The sequence below is a fragment of the Rahnella selenatireducens genome (genome assembly GCF_046449555.1).
GTDB lineage: Bacteria > Pseudomonadota > Gammaproteobacteria > Enterobacterales > Enterobacteriaceae > Rahnella > Rahnella selenatireducens.
Genome location: NZ_JBKEZJ010000004.1, coordinates 21,647 through 39,218 on the forward strand (window position 1 = coordinate 21,647; position 17,572 = coordinate 39,218).

The window sequence follows — 17,572 nt, forward strand, 5'->3', positions numbered from 1 at the left end:
CAATTCATTTACGTGCTCAATTAAATCAGGTCTGGCGCTTGAAATCACCGTAACACAGCACCATTTCAGTGTAGTCAGCCTGCATTTCTTTGATGGCAAACATCGGAAACAGGCACTTATTCAGGGTTTCGAACGTTTCTGAAAAAGAACTTCGGGGCCAAATCACAAGGAGAATGCGGTGCGCTGGTTACCGTTACTACTGTTATTCCTGCTGGCTTATATTGAAATCACCTTATTTATCAAGGTGGCCGCGGTCGTTGGCGTCGCCACGACGCTATTGCTGGTGGTATTTACCTCCTGCGTGGGTGTTTCTCTGGTCAAAAATCAGGGAATGAAAACGTTCATGCAGCTTCAGCAGAAGCTGGCTGTGGGTGAAAGCCCGGCGGCTGAAATGGTGAAGAGTGTTTCACTGGTCATTGCCGGTTTCCTGTTACTGGTTCCGGGATTTTTTACCGATTTCCTCGGCTTGCTGCTCCTGCTGCCACCGGTTCAGAAACGACTGACGCTTAAGCTGATGCCACATCTGAATATTGTTCGCTCTGGCGGTAACTGGGGTAACAGCGCGCCCACCGGAAATACTTTTGAAGGCGAGTTCCAGCGGACAGATGAAACACCGGAACGTCTGGTTTCACCGAAAAAAGATGACGACACAGAGCACCGCGATCGCTAATCTCTGTGGCCTTGATTGTTAATACATTGTTGGGAAGTGGTTTTCAGGCCGGGTTTTGATTGCCTGAAAGCCAAAAGAAAAATCGAAATTTTTTCTGTTCTTCCCCTTGAAGGGCGATGTATTGCCCCCATTAAACAAACCACGAGGCCGGGCAGCATTTGTCAGGCATTCAACCCTAAAAATAGATATGGACCCGCTCACAGGAGAGTTATCAATGAAAATTCGTCCATTGCATGACCGCGTTATCGTCAAGCGTAAAGAAGTAGAATCTAAATCCGCTGGCGGCATCGTTCTGACTGGCTCAGCCGCTGGTAAATCTACCCGTGGCGAAATCCTGGCTGTCGGCCATGGTCGCATTCTGGAAAACGGTGAAGTTAAAGCGCTGGACGTTAAAGTTGGCGACATCGTCATCTTCAACGACGGCTACGGCGTGAAAGCTGAAAAAATCGACAATGAAGAAGTGTTGATTATGTCTGAGAGCGACATCCTGGCAATCGTAGAAGCCTGATCTTCCTCCGACCCACTTTTTTCTGAACTGAACGAATTGAAGGGAAATTAACAATGGCAGCTAAAGAAGTAAAATTCGGTAACGACGCCCGTGTGAAAATGCTGCGTGGCGTAAACATCCTTGCTGATGCAGTAAAAGTGACCCTGGGCCCTAAAGGCCGCAACGTGGTTTTGGACAAATCTTTCGGTGCTCCAACCATCACTAAAGACGGCGTGTCCGTTGCACGTGAAATCGAACTGGAAGACAAGTTCGAAAACATGGGCGCACAGATGGTGAAAGAAGTGGCGTCCAAAGCGAACGATGCAGCGGGTGACGGTACGACTACCGCAACCGTTCTGGCACAAGCCATCATCACTGAAGGCCTGAAAGCTGTTGCCGCTGGCATGAACCCAATGGATCTGAAACGCGGGATCGACAAAGCGGTCATCCACGCTGTTGAAGAACTGAAAAAACTGTCTGTACCTTGCTCTGATTCTAAAGCGATTGCACAGGTTGGTACCATCTCTGCTAACTCCGATGAAACTGTCGGTAAACTGATCGCAGAAGCGATGGAAAAAGTCGGTAAAGAAGGCGTCATCACTGTTGAAGAAGGCACTGGCTTGCAGGACGAGCTGGACGTTGTTGAAGGTATGCAGTTCGATCGCGGTTACCTGTCCCCATACTTCATCAACAAACCAGAAACCGGTTCAATCGAACTGGAAAGCCCGTTCATTCTGCTGGCTGACAAAAAGATTTCTAACATTCGCGAAATGCTGCCAGTACTGGAAGCCGTTGCTAAAGCCGGTAAACCATTGCTGATCATCGCTGAAGACGTTGAAGGCGAAGCTCTGGCGACTCTGGTTGTGAACACCATGCGTGGCATCGTGAAAGTGGCTGCGGTTAAAGCACCTGGCTTCGGCGATCGCCGTAAAGCTATGCTGCAGGACATCGCAACCCTGACCGGCGGTACCGTAATCTCTGAAGAGATTGGCCTGGAGCTGGAAAAAGCGACTCTGGAAGACATGGGTCAGGCTAAACGTGTTGTGATCAACAAAGACACCACCATCATCATCGATGGCGTTGGCGAAGAAGCAACCATTCAGGGCCGTGTATCTCAGATCCGTCAGCAGATCGAAGAAGCGACCTCTGATTACGACCGTGAAAAACTGCAAGAGCGTGTGGCTAAACTGGCAGGCGGCGTCGCTGTTCTGAAAGTTGGCGCAGCGACTGAAGTTGAAATGAAAGAGAAAAAAGCCCGCGTTGAAGATGCGCTGCACGCAACCCGTGCTGCTGTAGAAGAAGGCGTGGTTGCTGGTGGTGGTGTTGCGCTAGTTCGCGTTGCTCACACTCTGGCTAACCTGAACGGCGACAACGATGACCAGAACGTGGGTATCCGCGTTGCTCTGCGCGCAATGGAAGCTCCTCTGCGTCAGATCGTTGTGAACGCAGGCGAAGAAGCTTCTGTTATCGCGAACACTGTTAAAGCAGGCGAAGGTAGCTTCGGTTACAACGCTTACACCGAACAGTACGGCGACATGATCGCAATGGGTATCCTGGATCCAACTAAAGTGACCCGTTCTGCTCTGCAGTACGCGTCTTCTGTAGCTGGCCTGATGATCACCACTGAGTGCATGATCACCGACCTGCCTAAAGACGATAAAGTCGATATGGGCGCTGGCGGTATGGGTGGCATGGGCGGTATGGGCGGCATGATGTAATTATCATCCCCCTGCGCTCATCCGCAGGTACGGCAAATCAGCAGCAATTTTGTTGTCTGAGTTAACGTACTGAAGAAACCCGGTCTGAAAAGGCCGGGTTTTTTTATTTGACCATTTTTTATCGTGTTCAGTAAGATAAGTCTCAATGTCTTCCGGGTTTAACGTGTAGACTCATTTCTGCGTGGTTTTCGGATTTATACCGATAGCGCAGAACCTTGGGTATGCGTGGCAACGGATGCCTAAGAGAGCCAGGTGTTTTCTGATAGGCTTTATGTGATTACAAAAACAAATGGGGAAAGTGATGCGGATTAAAATGTTACTGGGCCTGTCAGCTATCGCGCTGCTTGCCGGGTGCAGTACCACTCATCAACTGGATGCAGCGGGACAGCAGGTGAAATTCACGGACGACAAACCAGGCGCAAATTGTCAGCTCCTCGGTGAAGTCACTGGTGCCCAAAGCAACTGGTTCTCCGGTACCGGCGGCGATGGCAGCTCAATGCGTGGTGCGGCCAACGACCTGCGTAATAAGGCAGCAGCGATGGGCGGCAATACCATTTATGGTGCCAACAGCCCGTCTCAAAATTTCCTGTCCAGCTTTGCACCGGTTGACAGCAAAATGGTCGGCCAGGTCTATAAGTGCCCATAGTCGGGCCGTTTACGCTTTAGCTGCGTGAACCTGCATAGACTCTCATAGAAATACTAAAGGGATGCCCGATGGCATCCCTTTTTGCATTTCGGCATTCGTGTTTACGACTGTTTAAGGCGTAAATCCAAAATAGTTTTACTCGGTTCGCCGCCAATCTCACGGGTCAGTTTCGGCACCATATAACCGGAAACTTTGCTCATCAGCCCCTTCATGATGAGGCGAGCTTCATCGTCGCTCACCATGAAATGCGCCGCGCCCTGTACTTTATCCAGCACGTGAATGTAGTAAGGCAAAATTCCCGCATCAAACAGCGCATTGCTAAGCGCAGCAAGCGCATCGGCAGAGTCATTGACGTCACGCAACAATACGCTCTGATTGAGCAGCGTAACGCCATGACGTTTCAGTTTGGCCATGCTGGCGCGCAACGCGTCATCGATTTCATTGGCGTGATTAATGTGCGTCACCATCAGCACCTGCAAACGCGACTGTTCCAGGCGCTGGCAGAGCGTGTCCGTGATGCGCGCCGGGATGACCACCGGTAAACGGGTATGGATACGCAGGCGTTTGATGTGTGTGATCCCTTCCAGTTCACCGATCAACCAGTCGAGTTCGTGATCTTTCGCCATCAGCGGATCACCGCCGGAGAAAATAATTTCATCGAGTTCGGGCCGTGTACGGATATAATCCAGCGCCTGAACCCAGTTGGCCTTATTTCCCTGGTTGTCCTGATACGGGAAATGGCGGCGGAAGCAGTAGCGGCAGTTCACCGCACAGCCGCCTTTCACCAGCAACAGGGCGCGATTGCTATACTTGTGCAACAGACCCGGAACAACGCTGCGTTGTTCATCAAGCGGGTCGGTGGTAAAGCCCGGCGCGGTGATAAATTCTTCGCGTGCGGTCAATACCTGGAGCAACAAAGGATCCCGCGGATCGCCGTGCTGCATACGTGCTACAAAGGCACGGGGCACGCGAAGCGGGAACAAACGACGGGCTTCATGGCCACTTTGCAGATCTGCATTGTCGTTAAGTGCCAGAAGAGTAAGCAGTTCATTCGGGTCAGTGATAACATCGCCGAGTTGATACAACCAATCTTCTCTAAATGGCGTGTTTAGGGTTACAATGTTTGCCATTTTTTTGGCTAATACCAGTTTAAAATTAGAGGGCCATCATGGCGACTTATTCTAGCAACGATTTCCGTCCGGGTCTTAAAATCATGTTCGAAGGCGAGCCTTTCGCAATCGAAGACAGCGTGTTCGTAAAACCAGGCAAAGGCCAGGCTTTCGCACGTGTGAAAATGCGCCGTCTTCTGACCGGTTCCCGTGTAGAAAAAACCTTCAAATCTACTGACTCTTGCGAAGGCGCAGACGTTGTAGATACCAACATGACTTACCTGTACAACGACGGTGAGTTCTACCACTTCATGCACCCTGAGACTTTCGAGCAGCACGGTGTTGAAGCTAAAACTGTTTCTGAAGCTTCTAAATGGCTGCAAGACAACGCTGAATGTATCGTGACTCTGTGGGACGGTCGTCCTATCGCTGTCCAGCCACCGAACTTCATCGAAGCAGAAGTTGTTGATACCGATCCAGGCCTGAAAGGTGATACCGCAGGTACCGGCGGCAAGCCAGCAACCCTGAGCACCGGCGCAGTGGTTAAAGTGCCTTTATTCGTGCAGATTGGCGAAATCGTCCGTTGTGACACCCGCTCTGGCGAATACGTTTCCCGCGTTAAATAAGTTTCTTATTACGCTGGATGAAAGCTGCCACAGGGTAATGCCTGTCGCAGCTTTCCGGCTCAACCTGTTGAATGGGATTGTGTTTTCCATGTTGAAGAAGATGATGTTTATCGTGGTTTCAGTGATGTTGCTGGCTTCGTTATCCGGCTGCAACACGGTTCACGGTTTTGGTGAAGACATCCAGCATCTGGGTGGCGCGATTTCCAAAGCAGGCTGATTCCTTCAGCCTCGTTTTACCCACTGTCCTAAAATCCTGCCTTTTCCCTCCCGTATTCAGAAAATTAACTACACTTAGTGAGTCTTACTTTACATTCTCTTATAGGAAGGAATTTTATATGTTGAAGAAAAGTATCCTCGCAATCTTGTCTGTTCTTGTTCTGTCTTCTGCGTTAACTGCCTGCAATACCACGCGTGGCGTGGGTGAAGACGTTTCTGCTGGCGGCCAGGCAATTCAGAAAAGCGCTCAGTAAAGGGCGTGTGCGTTGAAGTATGCTGAAGTCTGCCTGCACATTGATGCAGGCAGTATTGTTTCTGAAGGGCGGAAAACTTAAGGCTGTTTGACCCATACCAGCTTGCTGGTATCAAAGCCGTAGCCTTGCGCGGTTTTCAGCAGTTGCTGTTTTACACTGTCATCCAGCGTCGGGGTTCGTGAGAGGATCCACAGGTAGCTTTTATCCGGCCCGCAGACCAGCGCATAGCGGTAATCTTTATCCAGCTCGATAACGTTATAGCCGCCGTAGAACGGGCCAAAGAACGAAACTTTAAGCGCCGCGCGTGACGTTGAACCGGTGAAATATCCTTTGCCTTCACTTTCTTGCCATTTGTTTTTCTCAGGATTAAAGCCGCGGTTAATAACTTTCACACCGCCATCTTCGCGCAGGCTGTAATTGGCCGTCACGCGCTCAAGCCCGCTTTCAAAGCTGTGATCCAGCCTTGCCACTTCATACCAGGTTCCCAGATAGCGGCTAAGCTCGAAATTACTGACGACTTTGACGTCTTTGGGTGGCGTCACGCTGCAAGCGACCGATAAAAGTGCCGTGACAATCACACCGAGTTTTGACCAGATACGCATAAATGTTCCTTCCTTAGGTAATCACCTAAGTATAGGTAACAATTAAGGAAAAGTGAAAAGGGAGGGCAGTAAAAAATCAGCGGCCATGAAAATGACCGCTGAAGAAAGTGATCTTCTCAGATCAGAGGCGGATCAGCACGATAAGTGTGACAACGCTTAAGATCATTGCCAGACCGTAGAACACCCATTTACCGGCAGGAACGTGGATTTTCAGGTCATGCATGGCGTGGTGGATCCTGTGCAGGCCGCACCACAACGGCAGGACGATCATCAGCAGCAGAAACAGGCGGCCAATCCAGCTTTGTGCGAACGCCAGTACGCGCGGATAGCTCAGCGCGTCACCGGGGAAAAACCCCAGTGGCAACAGGAAGCACACCAGCAGAATCATCACCGGCGCAAAAATCGCACTCCACATGCCGCCCGCGCCAAACAGCCCCCAGAACACCGGCTCATCTGAACGTTTAGGAAGAGTATTTTTCATGTCGCCTCCTCAAAGAAACAGCGCGATGGCAAGGATCACCAGCGTCACAACGGCAGTTACGCACCAGAAACCGGTAATCACCGGCTCCGGCCCCATCTTCTTGCCTTTAACGATGACGATGGAGGCTTTTGGTGCCAGTTCAAACCAGGTTTTGGTGTGAAGCAGCGCAGCCAGCAAAGCAATCAGGTTGATCAGCATCACCACCGGATTTTGCAGGAAATGCACAAATCCCGACCAGCTTTCCGGCCCGTTACGTAAGGCGAAAATACCGGCCAGCAGCAAGATACTGAACCAGACTGCCGGAACGGACGTGCCTTCACGCAGCATATAGAAACGATAGAAAGGTGAACGTTGCCACCAGCTGGCGGGCATTTCGCGCACGTAAGGTTTACGTTTGCTGCCCGGGGTCTGAGTTCGAGTCGTCATATTTTCCTCCCTCATTGCGGTCTCAGCCTTGCTATCATGAAGTCTTTCGAACTTTCGACCTTACCTTGTTGAATAGCGGCGGCCGGATCGACGTGTTTCGGACAGACTTCAGAACAGTAGCCGACAAACGTACAGCTCCAGACGCCGTTCTGGCCGTTAAGCTGCGGCATACGCTGGGCTTTGCCGTGATCCCGGTTATCCAGGTTATAGCGGTGCGCCAGCGTAATCGCAGCCGGGCCGATGAATTCCGGATTCAGGCCAAATTGCGGGCAGGCGGCGTAACATAGACCGCAGTTGATACAACCGGAGAACTGATGATATTTCTCCATTTGTGCAGGCGTTTGTTTGCCCGGACCTTCCGCAACGGTTCGGGTATTGCCAATGATGTACGGCTTAATGGATTCGAGGCTTTCGATAAAGTGGGTCATATCGACCACTAAATCGCGTTCGACCGGGAAGTTTGCCAGCGCCTCTACCTGCATTCCGTCCGGATATTCACGCAGGAACGTTTTGCAGGCCAGTTTTGGCACACGGTTGACCATCATGCCGCAGGAACCGCAAATGGCCATACGGCACGACCACCGGTAGGAAAGATCGGCGGCGAGATAGTCTTTGATATAGCCCAGCGCGTCGAGCAGCGACGTTGTTTCGTCGAAAGGCACGTCATACACCACCGGATGCGGCGCGTTGTCCGTCTCCGGGTTATAGCGCATGATTTCAACCTTCAGGCTTCGCATTTTAGCCACGTGATTGCTCCTTATCTTTTTTATCGTGATTCTCAGCTTCCCCGCCATACATACGTTTTGCTGGTGGCAATGTGGTGATTTTCACATCGCCATATTCAAGACGTGGCGCGGAATCTGGCTGATAAAAGGCCAGCGTATGCTTCAGGAAATTGACGTCATCGCGTTCGGTACAGCCTTCATCCAGACGCTGATGCGCGCCACGGGATTCCCGGCGATGCAGGGCAGAGTGCGCCATACATTCGGCCACTTCCAGCCCGTGTCCCAGCTCGATGGTGTACAGCAAATCGGTGTTGAAAACGCTGGAGGTATCTTTGATTTTGACGCGTTTGAAACGCTCTTTCAGCTCGGTCAGCTTGTCGATGGTTTTCTGCATCAGCTCGGTGGTGCGGTAAATCCCGCAGCCTTCTTCCATCGCCAGACCCATTTCGTCGCGGATGGCTGCCCAGCTTTCATCGCCTTCCTGCTTCATCAGCGCGTCAACGCGGTTTTCGATATCACGAACCTGCGCGTCGAGGGCTTCGGTATTGCCGTAGTCTTTGGCTTCGGCGGCGCGTTCTGCCGCTTTTTCACCGGCCATGCGGCCAAACACCACCAGTTCTGCCAGTGAGTTGGAGCCCAGACGGTTTGCGCCGTGCAGGCCAACCGATGAACATTCACCGACGGCAAACAGGCCTTTGATGCGGGTTTCGCACTGTGCATCCGTTTCGATCCCACCCATCGTGTAGTGTGCAGTAGGGCGTACAGGGATTGGATCGGTGATCGGATCGACGCCGACGTAAGCTTTCGCCAGTTCACAGATAAACGGCAAACGCTCGCGCAGCTTTTTCTCGCCGAGATGACGTAAATCCAGATACACCACATCGCCACGCGGAGTGGAAATGGTGCGTCCGGCGCGCCATTCGTGCCAGAACGCCTGCGACACTTTGTCGCGCGGGCCGAGTTCCATATATTTGTTTTTCGGTTCGCCGAGCGGGGTTTCCGGGCCCATGCCGTAATCCTGCAAATAACGGTAACCGTCTTTATTCACCAGAATACCGCCTTCACCACGACAGCCTTCTGTCATCAGAATGCCGGAGCCGGGCAGGCCTGTCGGGTGATATTGCACGAACTCCATATCACGCAGCGGAATGCCATGACGGAACGCCATACCCATGCCGTCGCCGGTGACAATCCCGCCGTTGGTGTTGTAGCGGTAAACGCGGCCTGCGCCGCCGGTCGCCATCACGACTGCGTTAGCGCGGATTTGTACGCGGGTGCCTTCCATCATATTGATGGCGACGACGCCGCGAACCTGGCCGTCATCGACCAAAATATCGAGAACGAAATGCTCGTCGAATCGTTTGATTTGCGGGTATTTCAGCGAGGTCTGGAACAGGGTATGCAGCATGTGGAAGCCGGTTTTATCTGCGGCAAACCAGGTGCGTTCGATCTTCATCCCCCCAAAACGGCGGACGTTGACTGAACCATCTTCCTTACGGCTCCACGGACAACCCCAGAGTTCAAGCTGCGCCATTTCAGTCGGACATTGATGAACGAAATGGTCCACTACGTCCTGCTCACACAGCCAGTCGCCTCCGGAAACGGTATCCTGGAAGTGAAAATCAAAGCTGTCGTGATCTTGCGTCACTGCGGCAGAACCGCCTTCGGCGGCCACCGTGTGGCTGCGCATAGGGTACACTTTCGAAATCAACGCGATATTCAGGTTGGGATTGGCTTCCGCTGCGGCTATTGCTGCGCGTAAACCCGCCCCACCTGCACCTATAATTGCAATGTCGGCGTTAAAGGTTTGCACTGCATTCCTCCACTATCATCAATGAGATCGGGTTTGAAACACCCGCGAAAAAGGTTTTTGAATCTGAGGCTTAACCACCGCTGATGACATGCAGGCGCTGTCCCAGAGGCTAATATTCTTATTATTTGTAAGGGAATTATTATACCTAATGAGGAGTAGTGGTAATTTGATGTGAATGCAGGTTTAGGCTTTCTCTGTATTTTGCTTCGCAAAATGAGATATTTGTTTGCCCTGAGGGTTGCAGGTAGACTGCATGACTTTTCTGAATTCGGAGTAAATCACCATGAGCGAAACGGCAAGCTGGCAACCCAGTGCTCCTGTCGCCAATTTGTTGAAGCGTGCGGCTATTCTCGCTGAGATTCGACGTTTCTTTGCCGATCGCGGCGTGCTGGAAGTAGAAACGCCGGCCATGAGCCAGGCCACGGTGACCGACATCCATCTGGTGCCTTTTGACACACGTTTCGTCGGGCCGGGTGCCGCTGACGGCATGACGTTGTATCTGATGACCAGCCCGGAATATCACATGAAACGTCTGCTGGCCGCGGGCAGCGGGCCGATTTACCAGATGGGTCGCAGCTTCCGTAATGAAGAAGCCGGTATCCATCACAATCCTGAATTCACCATGCTGGAATGGTATCGTCCGCGTTATGACATGTACCGCCTGATGAATGAAGTGGACGATCTGCTGCAACAGGTGCTCGATTGCGATACGGCAGAAACCCTGTCCTATCAGCAGGCGTTTACGCGCCATCTGGGCGTGGATCCGTTGTCTGCGGATAAAACCGAACTGCGCGAAGTTGCCGCGAAGCTGGATTTATCAAACATCGCGGATACTGAAGAAGACCGCGACACTTTATTGCAGTTGCTGTTTACGATGGGTGTTGAACCGCATATTGGCCGCGACAAGCCGACTTTCGTGTATCACTTTCCGGCGACGCAGGCGTCTCTGGCGGAAATCAGCACCGAAGATCACCGCGTTGCTGAGCGTTTTGAGGTGTATTACAAAGGCATCGAACTGGCGAATGGCTTCCGCGAACTGACCGATGGCCGCGAACAACGGCAGCGTTTCGAGCAGGATAACCGTAAACGCGCCGCGCGCGGTTTGCCTCAGCATCCTATCGACAACAACCTGCTGGACGCGCTGGAACACGGTATGCCGGAATGCTCTGGTGTGGCGCTGGGCGTTGATCGTCTGATTATGATTGCGCTGGGTGCGAGCAGCCTGAGCGAAGTGCTGGCCTTCCCGGTAACACGCGCCTGAGTCGGTTTTCCCCAATCCTGGCCCTCGGGTCAGGATTAACTTTCTTTCCCACCATGCCTCCTTTCCCTGCCCTGTGATTGTGCAATAACATTAAAATTGCCCCTTTAGTGAAACAAAAGTACCTAAAGTGCGTAACACTGATTTTAAAGTTTCAGAGATGACACTCCGGCACGAATCCGCAATCCTTCTGGCTCCTCAACGATTTAACGCAAATTTACTCTCCGCTGGCCTGATTTATGCATTACAGGATAACTACTCAATCAGCTCTGGGATCCCGTTATGTCTGAATCTGGCGACAAAGAACTTCTTTATGGTCTGGAGGCGCGTATTGCACCTGCACCGGCATTTTTCACGGCCATCCAGCATGTCCTCGCGAGCGTGGTGGGGATTATTACTCCGCCGCTGATTATCGGTTCGGTGCTCGGACTGAATGCGTACCTCCCTTATCTCATCAGCATGTCTCTGCTGGCTTCCGGCATCGGGACGTTCATTCAGGCGCGCCGGTTTATGTCGGTGGGCGCCGGAATGATTTGCTTGCAAGGCACCAGTTTTGCATTTCTGGGCGTGATCCTCTCCGGAGGAATGCTGGTGAAAAGCCGCGGGGGCTCGCCTGAAGACATCATGGCAATGATTTTTGGCGTGAACTTTGTCGCGGCGTTTATTCCGCTTCTGGTCAGCCGGTTTATCGGGCAGATGCGCCGCGTGTTTACCCCGCTGGTCAGCGGCACGGTGATTGCCCTGATTGGTATCAGCCTGATTAAAGTCAGTATTACAGACTGGGCGGGCGGGCACGGTGCGGCAAATTTCGGTGCGCCGGTCAATCTGGCGCTGGGCGCGCTGACGCTGCTGGTGATCGTCACATGTAACCGCATTAATGTCCGCTGGCTGCGCCTTTCATCGATAGTATTAGGGATTATTGTTGGGTGTATCGCGGCTGCCCTCACCGGACATCTGCCGCTTAAACCGTTGCAGGGCGACTGGTTTGCGCTACCGCAGTTATTCCGCTTCGGCTTCAAGTTTGACTGGATCATCTTCGTGCCAATCGCGCTGGTGTCGTTTATCAGTATTCTGGAAGCGGTCGGCGATTTGACAGCGAACTGCATGTTGTCGCAGCAGCCAATTGAAGGGGAAAGTTTCCGCAAGCGCCTGAAGGGGGGGATCCTGGCCGATGGCGTTAGCTGCATTATCGCTGCGGCGTTTTCCTCCTTCCCGAATACCACTTTTGCGCAGAACAACGGCGTGATCCAGATGACCGGCGTTGCCAGCCGTTATGTTGGAATGTACATCGGGGGCGTTCTGGTACTGCTCGGGCTGTTCCCGTTTATTGGCGAAGTCTTGCAGCAAATCCCTGCGCCGGTGCTGGGTGGCGCGACGCTGGTGATGTTTGGCAGCGTGGTCGCTGCGGGCATTCGCATCATGACGCAGTCGCCGGTTGGCCGCCGCGAAATGTTAATTATCGCGATTTCCTTTGGCATCGGTCTTGGCATTGAAGCGGTGCCCGATGTTCTTGCGCAGTTCCCGCCGATTGTGGGGAATATCTTCGGCCACGCAGTCACCAGTGGCGGCGTGATCGCCATCCTGCTGAATCTGCTGATGCCGGCAGAGCGCGCTATCACCGTGGCAGAAGAGGTGAAAGTTCACTAACGTTCTCCGCGCGTGCGCCCCTGGATCAGCAGACAGGGCATAACTGAGCTGACTCACTTTTGAATTCATGAAGAGGAAGTCAGTTATGTCTTTGCAACGCACCTTGATTAAAAATCCGCTGGCGGTATTTACCGCCAATGAACTCGATGCCCGCGGCGGTATCGTCGTCGAAGGCTCCACGATCGCCGAAGTTCTGGCATCCGGCCAGTTACCCTCAAAGCCGGTTGATCAGATTGCCGATGCCACCGGCTGCGTACTTATGCCCGGCCTCATCAACACCCATCATCATTTCTATCAGACGCTGACCCGGGCCTGGGCGCCTGTGGTCAATGTACCGCTGTTTCCATGGCTGAAAAAACTGTATCCGGTCTGGGCGCGTTTGCAGCCTGAAGCGCTGGGTCTCGCCAGCCGTGTGGCGATGGCCGAACTGTTGCTTTCCGGCTGTACCACTACGACTGACCACCATTATCTGTTCCCGCAGGGAATGGAAGAGGCGATTGATGTGCAGGTTGAGGTGGTCCGCGAGCTGGGGATGCGTGCTCTGCTGACGCGCGGCTCGATGAGCCTCGGAGAAGAGCAGGGAGGTTTACCGCCGGAGCAGACGGTGCAATCGGGAGATACGATTTTGCGCGACAGCCAGCGGCTGATTGACCGTTATCACCAGCGCGGCGACGGGGCGTGGATGCAAATTGCGCTGGCGCCGTGCTCGCCGTTTTCCGTGACCACGGACATCATGCGCGAAAGCGCCGAGATGGCGCAGCGTGAAGACGTCCGGCTACATACGCATCTGGCAGAAACGCTGGATGAAGAAGTATTCTGCCTGAAAATGTTCGGGCTGCGCACGGTGGATTATCTGGAAAGCGTCGGCTGGCTGAATGACCGGACGTGGCTGGCGCACGGCATTCATTTCAATGCGAACGAAATTCAGCGGCTTGGCGCTGCCGGAACCGGGATCTGCCATTGTCCGGTGTCGAATATGCGACTGGCGTCCGGCATGTGTCCGACGCGCGACCTTGAAGCGGCAGGCGTCCCCATCGGTTTAGGCGTGGACGGTTCGGCATCCAACGATGCGTCAAATCTGATGTACGAAGCGCGTCAGGCGCTTTACCTGCAACGTCTGAAATATGGCGCGGAATACGTCACGCCGGAAAGAGTTTTAGGCTGGGCAACGCGCGGTTCTGCGAAGCTTATCGGGCGTGATGATATCGGGCAAATCGCGGTTGGGAAGCAGGCGGATCTGGCACTTTTCCGGCTGGATGAATTACGTTTCAGCGGCAGCCATGATCCGGTTGCTGCGCTGCTGTTGTGCGGAGCAGAACGGGCTGACCGCGTGATGGTTGGCGGAAAATGGCGGGTGATTGACGGACAGATTGTCGGGATGGACATCAAATCGCTGATTTCTCAGCACCGTAAAGCAGCGGCGGCGCTGATTGCAGATCTGTAAAACAATGGATTCAGGGGCAGAGAAAATCTGCCCCAGGTTTTCTATTAAAAAATCGTTATTTCACAACCGGTTTTACAAATCGCCTGGAGAACGTGAACTGTTACCGCTGCGACCACTGCCGCTGCTGCTGGTAAACGTCGCATTATTGCCATTCTGCGCACGGTGCAACGTTTCCATACGGACCTGGAACGGAGGGAACGGCAGCGTGATGCCGTGCTCGCGGAACCCGGCCAGAATTAGCTGATGGATTTCGTGGCGAAGCGGCATACGGTGCGCCATTTCGGCGGCATGCATACGCAGCTCGAAGATCTGAATCCCTTGTTGTAAATCCACGAGATATGCTTCCGGTGCAGGCATATCCAGCACCAGAGAACAGCGGTGCGCGGCGTTAAGCAGAATTTGCGTCACTTCCTCACTGTTAGCTTCCGAAGGTGCCGGAACAGTCAGTACGACACGCGTGACGGAATCGGAAAGCGACCAGTTGATGAACTGCTCGGTGATAAAGGCCTTGTTCGGCACGATAATTTCTTTGCGGTCCCAGTCGGCAATCGTCGTGGCGCGCGTATTGATTTTGGTGATGCTGCCGGTCAGGTTGCGGATGGTGACGGTATCGCCGATACGGATCGGTTTTTCGAACAGAATAATCAGGCCGGAAATGAAGTTAGCGAAAATTTCCTGCAAACCAAAGCCCAGCCCGACACCCAGCGCGGCGACCAGCCATTGCAATTTTGCCCATTCGATCCCGATAAGCGAAAAGCCCACCAGCCCGCCAATCAGCAGCAAAACGTATTTGGTGATAGTCAGCACGGCGTAACCGGTACCCGGCGTCAGCTCCAGATGTTGCAGCAGCGCCAGTTCCAGCAGGGCGGGTAAATTACGCACCAGCTGCGTGGTAATAATCAGCACCAGAATGGCGATCAACACGGATCCGAGGGTGATCGGTTGCATGCTTTCCACGCCCTGAACGGTCGAGGAAACCTGCCACAAATGAATATTTTCCAGGAATGAAAAGGCGGAATGGATTTCCGACCACAGGAAGATCACCGAGATCAGCGCGATCAACGTCAGCAGGGATCGCACCAGCCTCAATGACTGCGCGGAGATCGCGTCCAGATCAACAACGGGTTCTTCGATTTCCACCGTGCCTTCGTTACTGCTGCTGGTGTGATGCCCCTCTTCTTCACCGCGAGCGCGCTGGTTTAGCATTTCTGCGCGGCGCTGTTTGGCACGCTCAAAAGCGATACGGCGCCGCTGAATGAGCATCCAGCGGCGGATAATGTGATAAATCACCAGCAGAACAAACCAGATGGCGACCGAGGTTTCCAGACGTGCCAGCAGCGCCTGTGACGTCGCGAGGAAGCCCATCAGCGAAGCCAGTGCAGCCACGAGTGGGGCGCCCAGCAACATCCACCACAGCGTGTTATTGAGGACGTTCTCGCTGTTACCGTGTTTATCGTGATAGAGCGGAATGCCCGCGCGTTTCAGGCTATGAGTCACCAGCGCGACGACCAGACAGAGAATAACGAAACACAGGCGACCCAGCGTATTGGAGAACTCGCGGTCATTGAGATTATCGAAGGTAATCAGCGCCATAATCAGCGGCACCATCACCCAGATCGACAGGGCGTAATAGCGTAATGCCCGCGAGACGGCGCGCTGCGGCCAGCCAAAGTGTGCGACAAACAGCCCCTGAGGATGGGCAAGCGCGGCGCTGACCATAAACGCCCAGAGGATCGGCAGCGTCGCGGTTACGCCATCGCCAATGGCGACCGCAATCGGATAGGGCCACGCACTTTGCAGCCCGAAACCTAACGCCGCCCACAGCACAGGCAACGGCATGGCCACCAGAATTGACCAGAACACCGTGCGCATCGTCAGCGAGAAATGGTCTTGGGTGACTTTACCGACCTTGCTGCTGGCACGCGCCAGAAACGCGTAATAGTGTTTGCGGGAGCTGATGCTGACAATCACCAGGATCAACGCGCCAAACAGCGGCAGCAGCGTTTCTTTGCTGGTGATCATCATCATGGATGCGCCACCCAGCTGGCTAAGTGAATCAAGCGACACCAGACGTTTCAGGTCATGCGCGACCTGCACCGGATAGGAAAAACCAATCGGGCTGACGTCGGCGACCCAGAACAGATAACGGTGCGCGGCGTCATGCACGTCATTCAGCGCTTCCACCAGCTGGCTGTTGGCGACTTTCAGTTTGGTCAGTTCAAGAATTTGCGTATCGCAGCCGGAGAGCAGCGAATTGAGTAAATCACGCTGAGTCCGCAACTGGGCATCAAGGATTTTTTGCTGCGCAGCCGTGAGCGGTTTGCCGTCGTCCTGACGCCCCTGGCGGTAAATCGCCTGCTTATCCAGTAAATCTTCAAAATGCAGACGCTGGACGCGCAGCTGTGCCATATCGCGGTCTAGCTGTTGCGGTTTAGGCATGTCCGGCAGACGGGAAACTTGCGCCCGGAGCGTTTCGCCCAGCAGATTTGACGCGCCCAGCCACTGCGCCTGTTCGCGGATAGTGTTAATCGCCTGACGAACCTGTTGTGTCTGCGCGGCAGCCTGACGCTGTTGCGAGGAAATCAGATCCATGCGCTGCGCCTGCTGGTTCAGCGCCAGTGACAGCTCGCGGTTCGACTGCAACTGCTGGCTGATGGAATGCGGAAGCTCACCGCTTTGTTCGGCTAACTGCTCGGTTTTTTCCAGTGCCTGTTCAGCTTCGCGCTGGCGCTGGTTGTTGAGCATGTTGCGTAAAGCCTGCAACTGCTGGTCGAGAAAATCGGCACGTTTTTTGTAGAGATCGGCGCGAAGTCGGGAAAGTTCCTGCCGGTTATTGGCAGATAGCTGCGCGAGTTCCAGTTCGTCCACCTTGGCTTTGCGTGCCGCCGATTCAGCCTGAAGCGCGCTGAGCTGAGCCTGCGCGAGCGGTGAGGATGACGCCGCCGCCGTGGCCGCCTGCATGCGCTGCTCAATATCGCTGAGCGCATTCCGGGCTTCGGTTTGTTGTTGGGGGATCTGGCTGACTGAATCGCTGATATCGCGGAAGCGGTCCTGCTCCTGACGTAGCTGGCGGGTTTCTTCCAGCTGCTGGCTGCTGACCTGCAAAATCTGCTGCTCAAGCTGCGCGGCAGGGATGCTGTCATCAACGGCAGGCGGCTTTTCCGGCTGGTTTTGCAGCTCGAGGCGTAGCGCCTGCGTCAGTTTTGGAAAATCATCGATAACGGTTTGGTATTGCGCGGTGCGCCCGGCCGAAACATTCATCTCATTCAGCCAGTTGAGCGCACTTTGCAGCGCCTCAACCACCTGCGTCTGATTGGCCATTTCTTTATTGGCTTCCGCCTGTTTCAGCTCTTGTTTGAGCTGATCTTCGGTCGGGGTTGCTGTCGCCACCAGAGGCAGGGCCAGCAATAAACTCATCAGCAGGGCGGGGATCAGGCGCACTTGGTCAAT

At 53.7% G+C, this 17,572-nt stretch carries 17 protein-coding genes; 10 read left to right on the top strand and 7 right to left on the bottom strand.

Annotated elements, in window-relative coordinates; all coding sequences use genetic code 11:
- Positions 1-178 precede the first annotated feature (178 nt).
- The 4 genes from ACLBVC_RS07880 to ACLBVC_RS07895 all read left to right on the top strand — a co-directional run bounded on the left by ACLBVC_RS07880 (position 179) and on the right by ACLBVC_RS07895 (position 3,521).
- Positions 179-670 (top strand): FxsA family protein, encoded by a 492-nt coding sequence (locus ACLBVC_RS07880; protein ID WP_410149167.1) that lies wholly within the window; start codon positions 179-181, stop codon positions 668-670.
- 214 nt (positions 671-884) lie between these two features.
- The gene (locus ACLBVC_RS07885; RefSeq protein ID WP_009636718.1) at positions 885-1,178 is read left to right on the top strand and encodes a co-chaperone GroES; all 294 of its coding nucleotides are present in this window, start codon (positions 885-887) and stop codon (positions 1,176-1,178) included.
- A 53-nt stretch (positions 1,179-1,231) separates the two neighbouring features.
- Positions 1,232-2,875 (top strand): chaperonin GroEL, encoded by a 1,644-nt coding sequence (gene groL, locus ACLBVC_RS07890; protein WP_410149168.1) that lies wholly within the window; start codon positions 1,232-1,234, stop codon positions 2,873-2,875.
- Positions 2,876-3,176: 301 nt separating this feature from the next.
- The gene (locus ACLBVC_RS07895) at positions 3,177-3,521 is read left to right on the top strand and encodes a DUF4156 domain-containing protein (RefSeq protein WP_014333641.1); all 345 of its coding nucleotides are present in this window, start codon (positions 3,177-3,179) and stop codon (positions 3,519-3,521) included.
- A 101-nt stretch (positions 3,522-3,622) separates the two neighbouring features.
- Here ACLBVC_RS07895 and epmB read toward each other — a convergent pair whose 3' ends face one another.
- Positions 3,623-4,651, bottom strand: coding sequence for an EF-P beta-lysylation protein EpmB (gene epmB / locus ACLBVC_RS07900; protein WP_410149169.1), 1,029 nt, complete (start codon positions 4,649-4,651; stop codon positions 3,623-3,625).
- Positions 4,652-4,689: 38 nt separating this feature from the next.
- On the opposite strand from epmB, the gene efp reads away from it, so the two are divergent.
- The 3 genes from efp (at position 4,690) to ACLBVC_RS07915 (ending at position 5,726) form a co-directional block, all read left to right on the top strand.
- On the top strand, positions 4,690-5,256 hold the full coding sequence (gene efp, locus ACLBVC_RS07905) for an elongation factor P (RefSeq protein WP_101078258.1): 567 nt from the start codon (positions 4,690-4,692) through the stop codon (positions 5,254-5,256).
- A gap of 88 nt (positions 5,257-5,344) precedes the next feature.
- On the top strand, positions 5,345-5,473 hold the full coding sequence (locus ACLBVC_RS07910; RefSeq protein WP_013573743.1) for an entericidin A/B family lipoprotein: 129 nt from the start codon (positions 5,345-5,347) through the stop codon (positions 5,471-5,473).
- 118 nt (positions 5,474-5,591) lie between these two features.
- Positions 5,592-5,726 carry an entericidin A/B family lipoprotein gene (locus ACLBVC_RS07915; protein WP_014333643.1) on the top strand — a complete coding sequence of 45 codons (135 nt, stop codon included), beginning with the start codon at positions 5,592-5,594 and terminating at the stop codon, positions 5,724-5,726.
- Between the two features lie 77 nt (positions 5,727-5,803).
- Here ACLBVC_RS07915 and blc read toward each other — a convergent pair whose 3' ends face one another.
- From blc to frdA, 5 genes are all read right to left on the bottom strand, one after another.
- Positions 5,804-6,328 (bottom strand): outer membrane lipoprotein Blc, encoded by a 525-nt coding sequence (gene blc / locus ACLBVC_RS07920; RefSeq protein ID WP_410149170.1) that lies wholly within the window; start codon positions 6,326-6,328, stop codon positions 5,804-5,806.
- A 121-nt stretch (positions 6,329-6,449) separates the two neighbouring features.
- Positions 6,450-6,809, bottom strand: coding sequence for a fumarate reductase subunit FrdD (gene frdD, locus ACLBVC_RS07925; protein WP_104923549.1), 360 nt, complete (start codon positions 6,807-6,809; stop codon positions 6,450-6,452).
- A 9-nt stretch (positions 6,810-6,818) separates the two neighbouring features.
- On the bottom strand, positions 6,819-7,235 hold the full coding sequence (gene frdC / locus ACLBVC_RS07930) for a fumarate reductase subunit FrdC (protein ID WP_410149171.1): 417 nt from the start codon (positions 7,233-7,235) through the stop codon (positions 6,819-6,821).
- An 11-nt stretch (positions 7,236-7,246) separates the two neighbouring features.
- Positions 7,247-7,981 carry a succinate dehydrogenase/fumarate reductase iron-sulfur subunit gene (locus tag ACLBVC_RS07935; RefSeq protein ID WP_195813558.1) on the bottom strand — a complete coding sequence of 245 codons (735 nt, stop codon included), beginning with the start codon at positions 7,979-7,981 and terminating at the stop codon, positions 7,247-7,249.
- Entirely contained in the window at positions 7,974-9,773 is a 1,800-nt protein-coding gene (frdA, locus tag ACLBVC_RS07940; protein ID WP_195823969.1) for a fumarate reductase (quinol) flavoprotein subunit, read from the bottom strand. The genes ACLBVC_RS07935 and frdA overlap by 8 nt, the downstream gene beginning before the upstream one ends.
- Before the next feature lie 283 nt (positions 9,774-10,056).
- Between frdA and epmA the strand changes: the two genes are divergently transcribed.
- From epmA to ACLBVC_RS07955, 3 genes are all read left to right on the top strand, one after another.
- On the top strand, positions 10,057-11,034 hold the full coding sequence (gene epmA, locus ACLBVC_RS07945; RefSeq protein ID WP_195813560.1) for an elongation factor P--(R)-beta-lysine ligase: 978 nt from the start codon (positions 10,057-10,059) through the stop codon (positions 11,032-11,034).
- 279 nt (positions 11,035-11,313) lie between these two features.
- Positions 11,314-12,678 (top strand): nucleobase:cation symporter-2 family protein, encoded by a 1,365-nt coding sequence (locus tag ACLBVC_RS07950; RefSeq protein ID WP_410149172.1) that lies wholly within the window; start codon positions 11,314-11,316, stop codon positions 12,676-12,678.
- An 85-nt stretch (positions 12,679-12,763) separates the two neighbouring features.
- The gene (locus tag ACLBVC_RS07955) at positions 12,764-14,122 is read left to right on the top strand and encodes an 8-oxoguanine deaminase (protein WP_410149173.1); all 1,359 of its coding nucleotides are present in this window, start codon (positions 12,764-12,766) and stop codon (positions 14,120-14,122) included.
- A 72-nt stretch (positions 14,123-14,194) separates the two neighbouring features.
- On the opposite strand, the gene mscM is transcribed toward ACLBVC_RS07955, so the two are convergent.
- The gene (mscM, locus tag ACLBVC_RS07960; RefSeq protein ID WP_410149174.1) at positions 14,195-17,563 is read right to left on the bottom strand and encodes a miniconductance mechanosensitive channel MscM; all 3,369 of its coding nucleotides are present in this window, start codon (positions 17,561-17,563) and stop codon (positions 14,195-14,197) included.
- Positions 17,564-17,572: the final 9 nt, after the last annotated feature.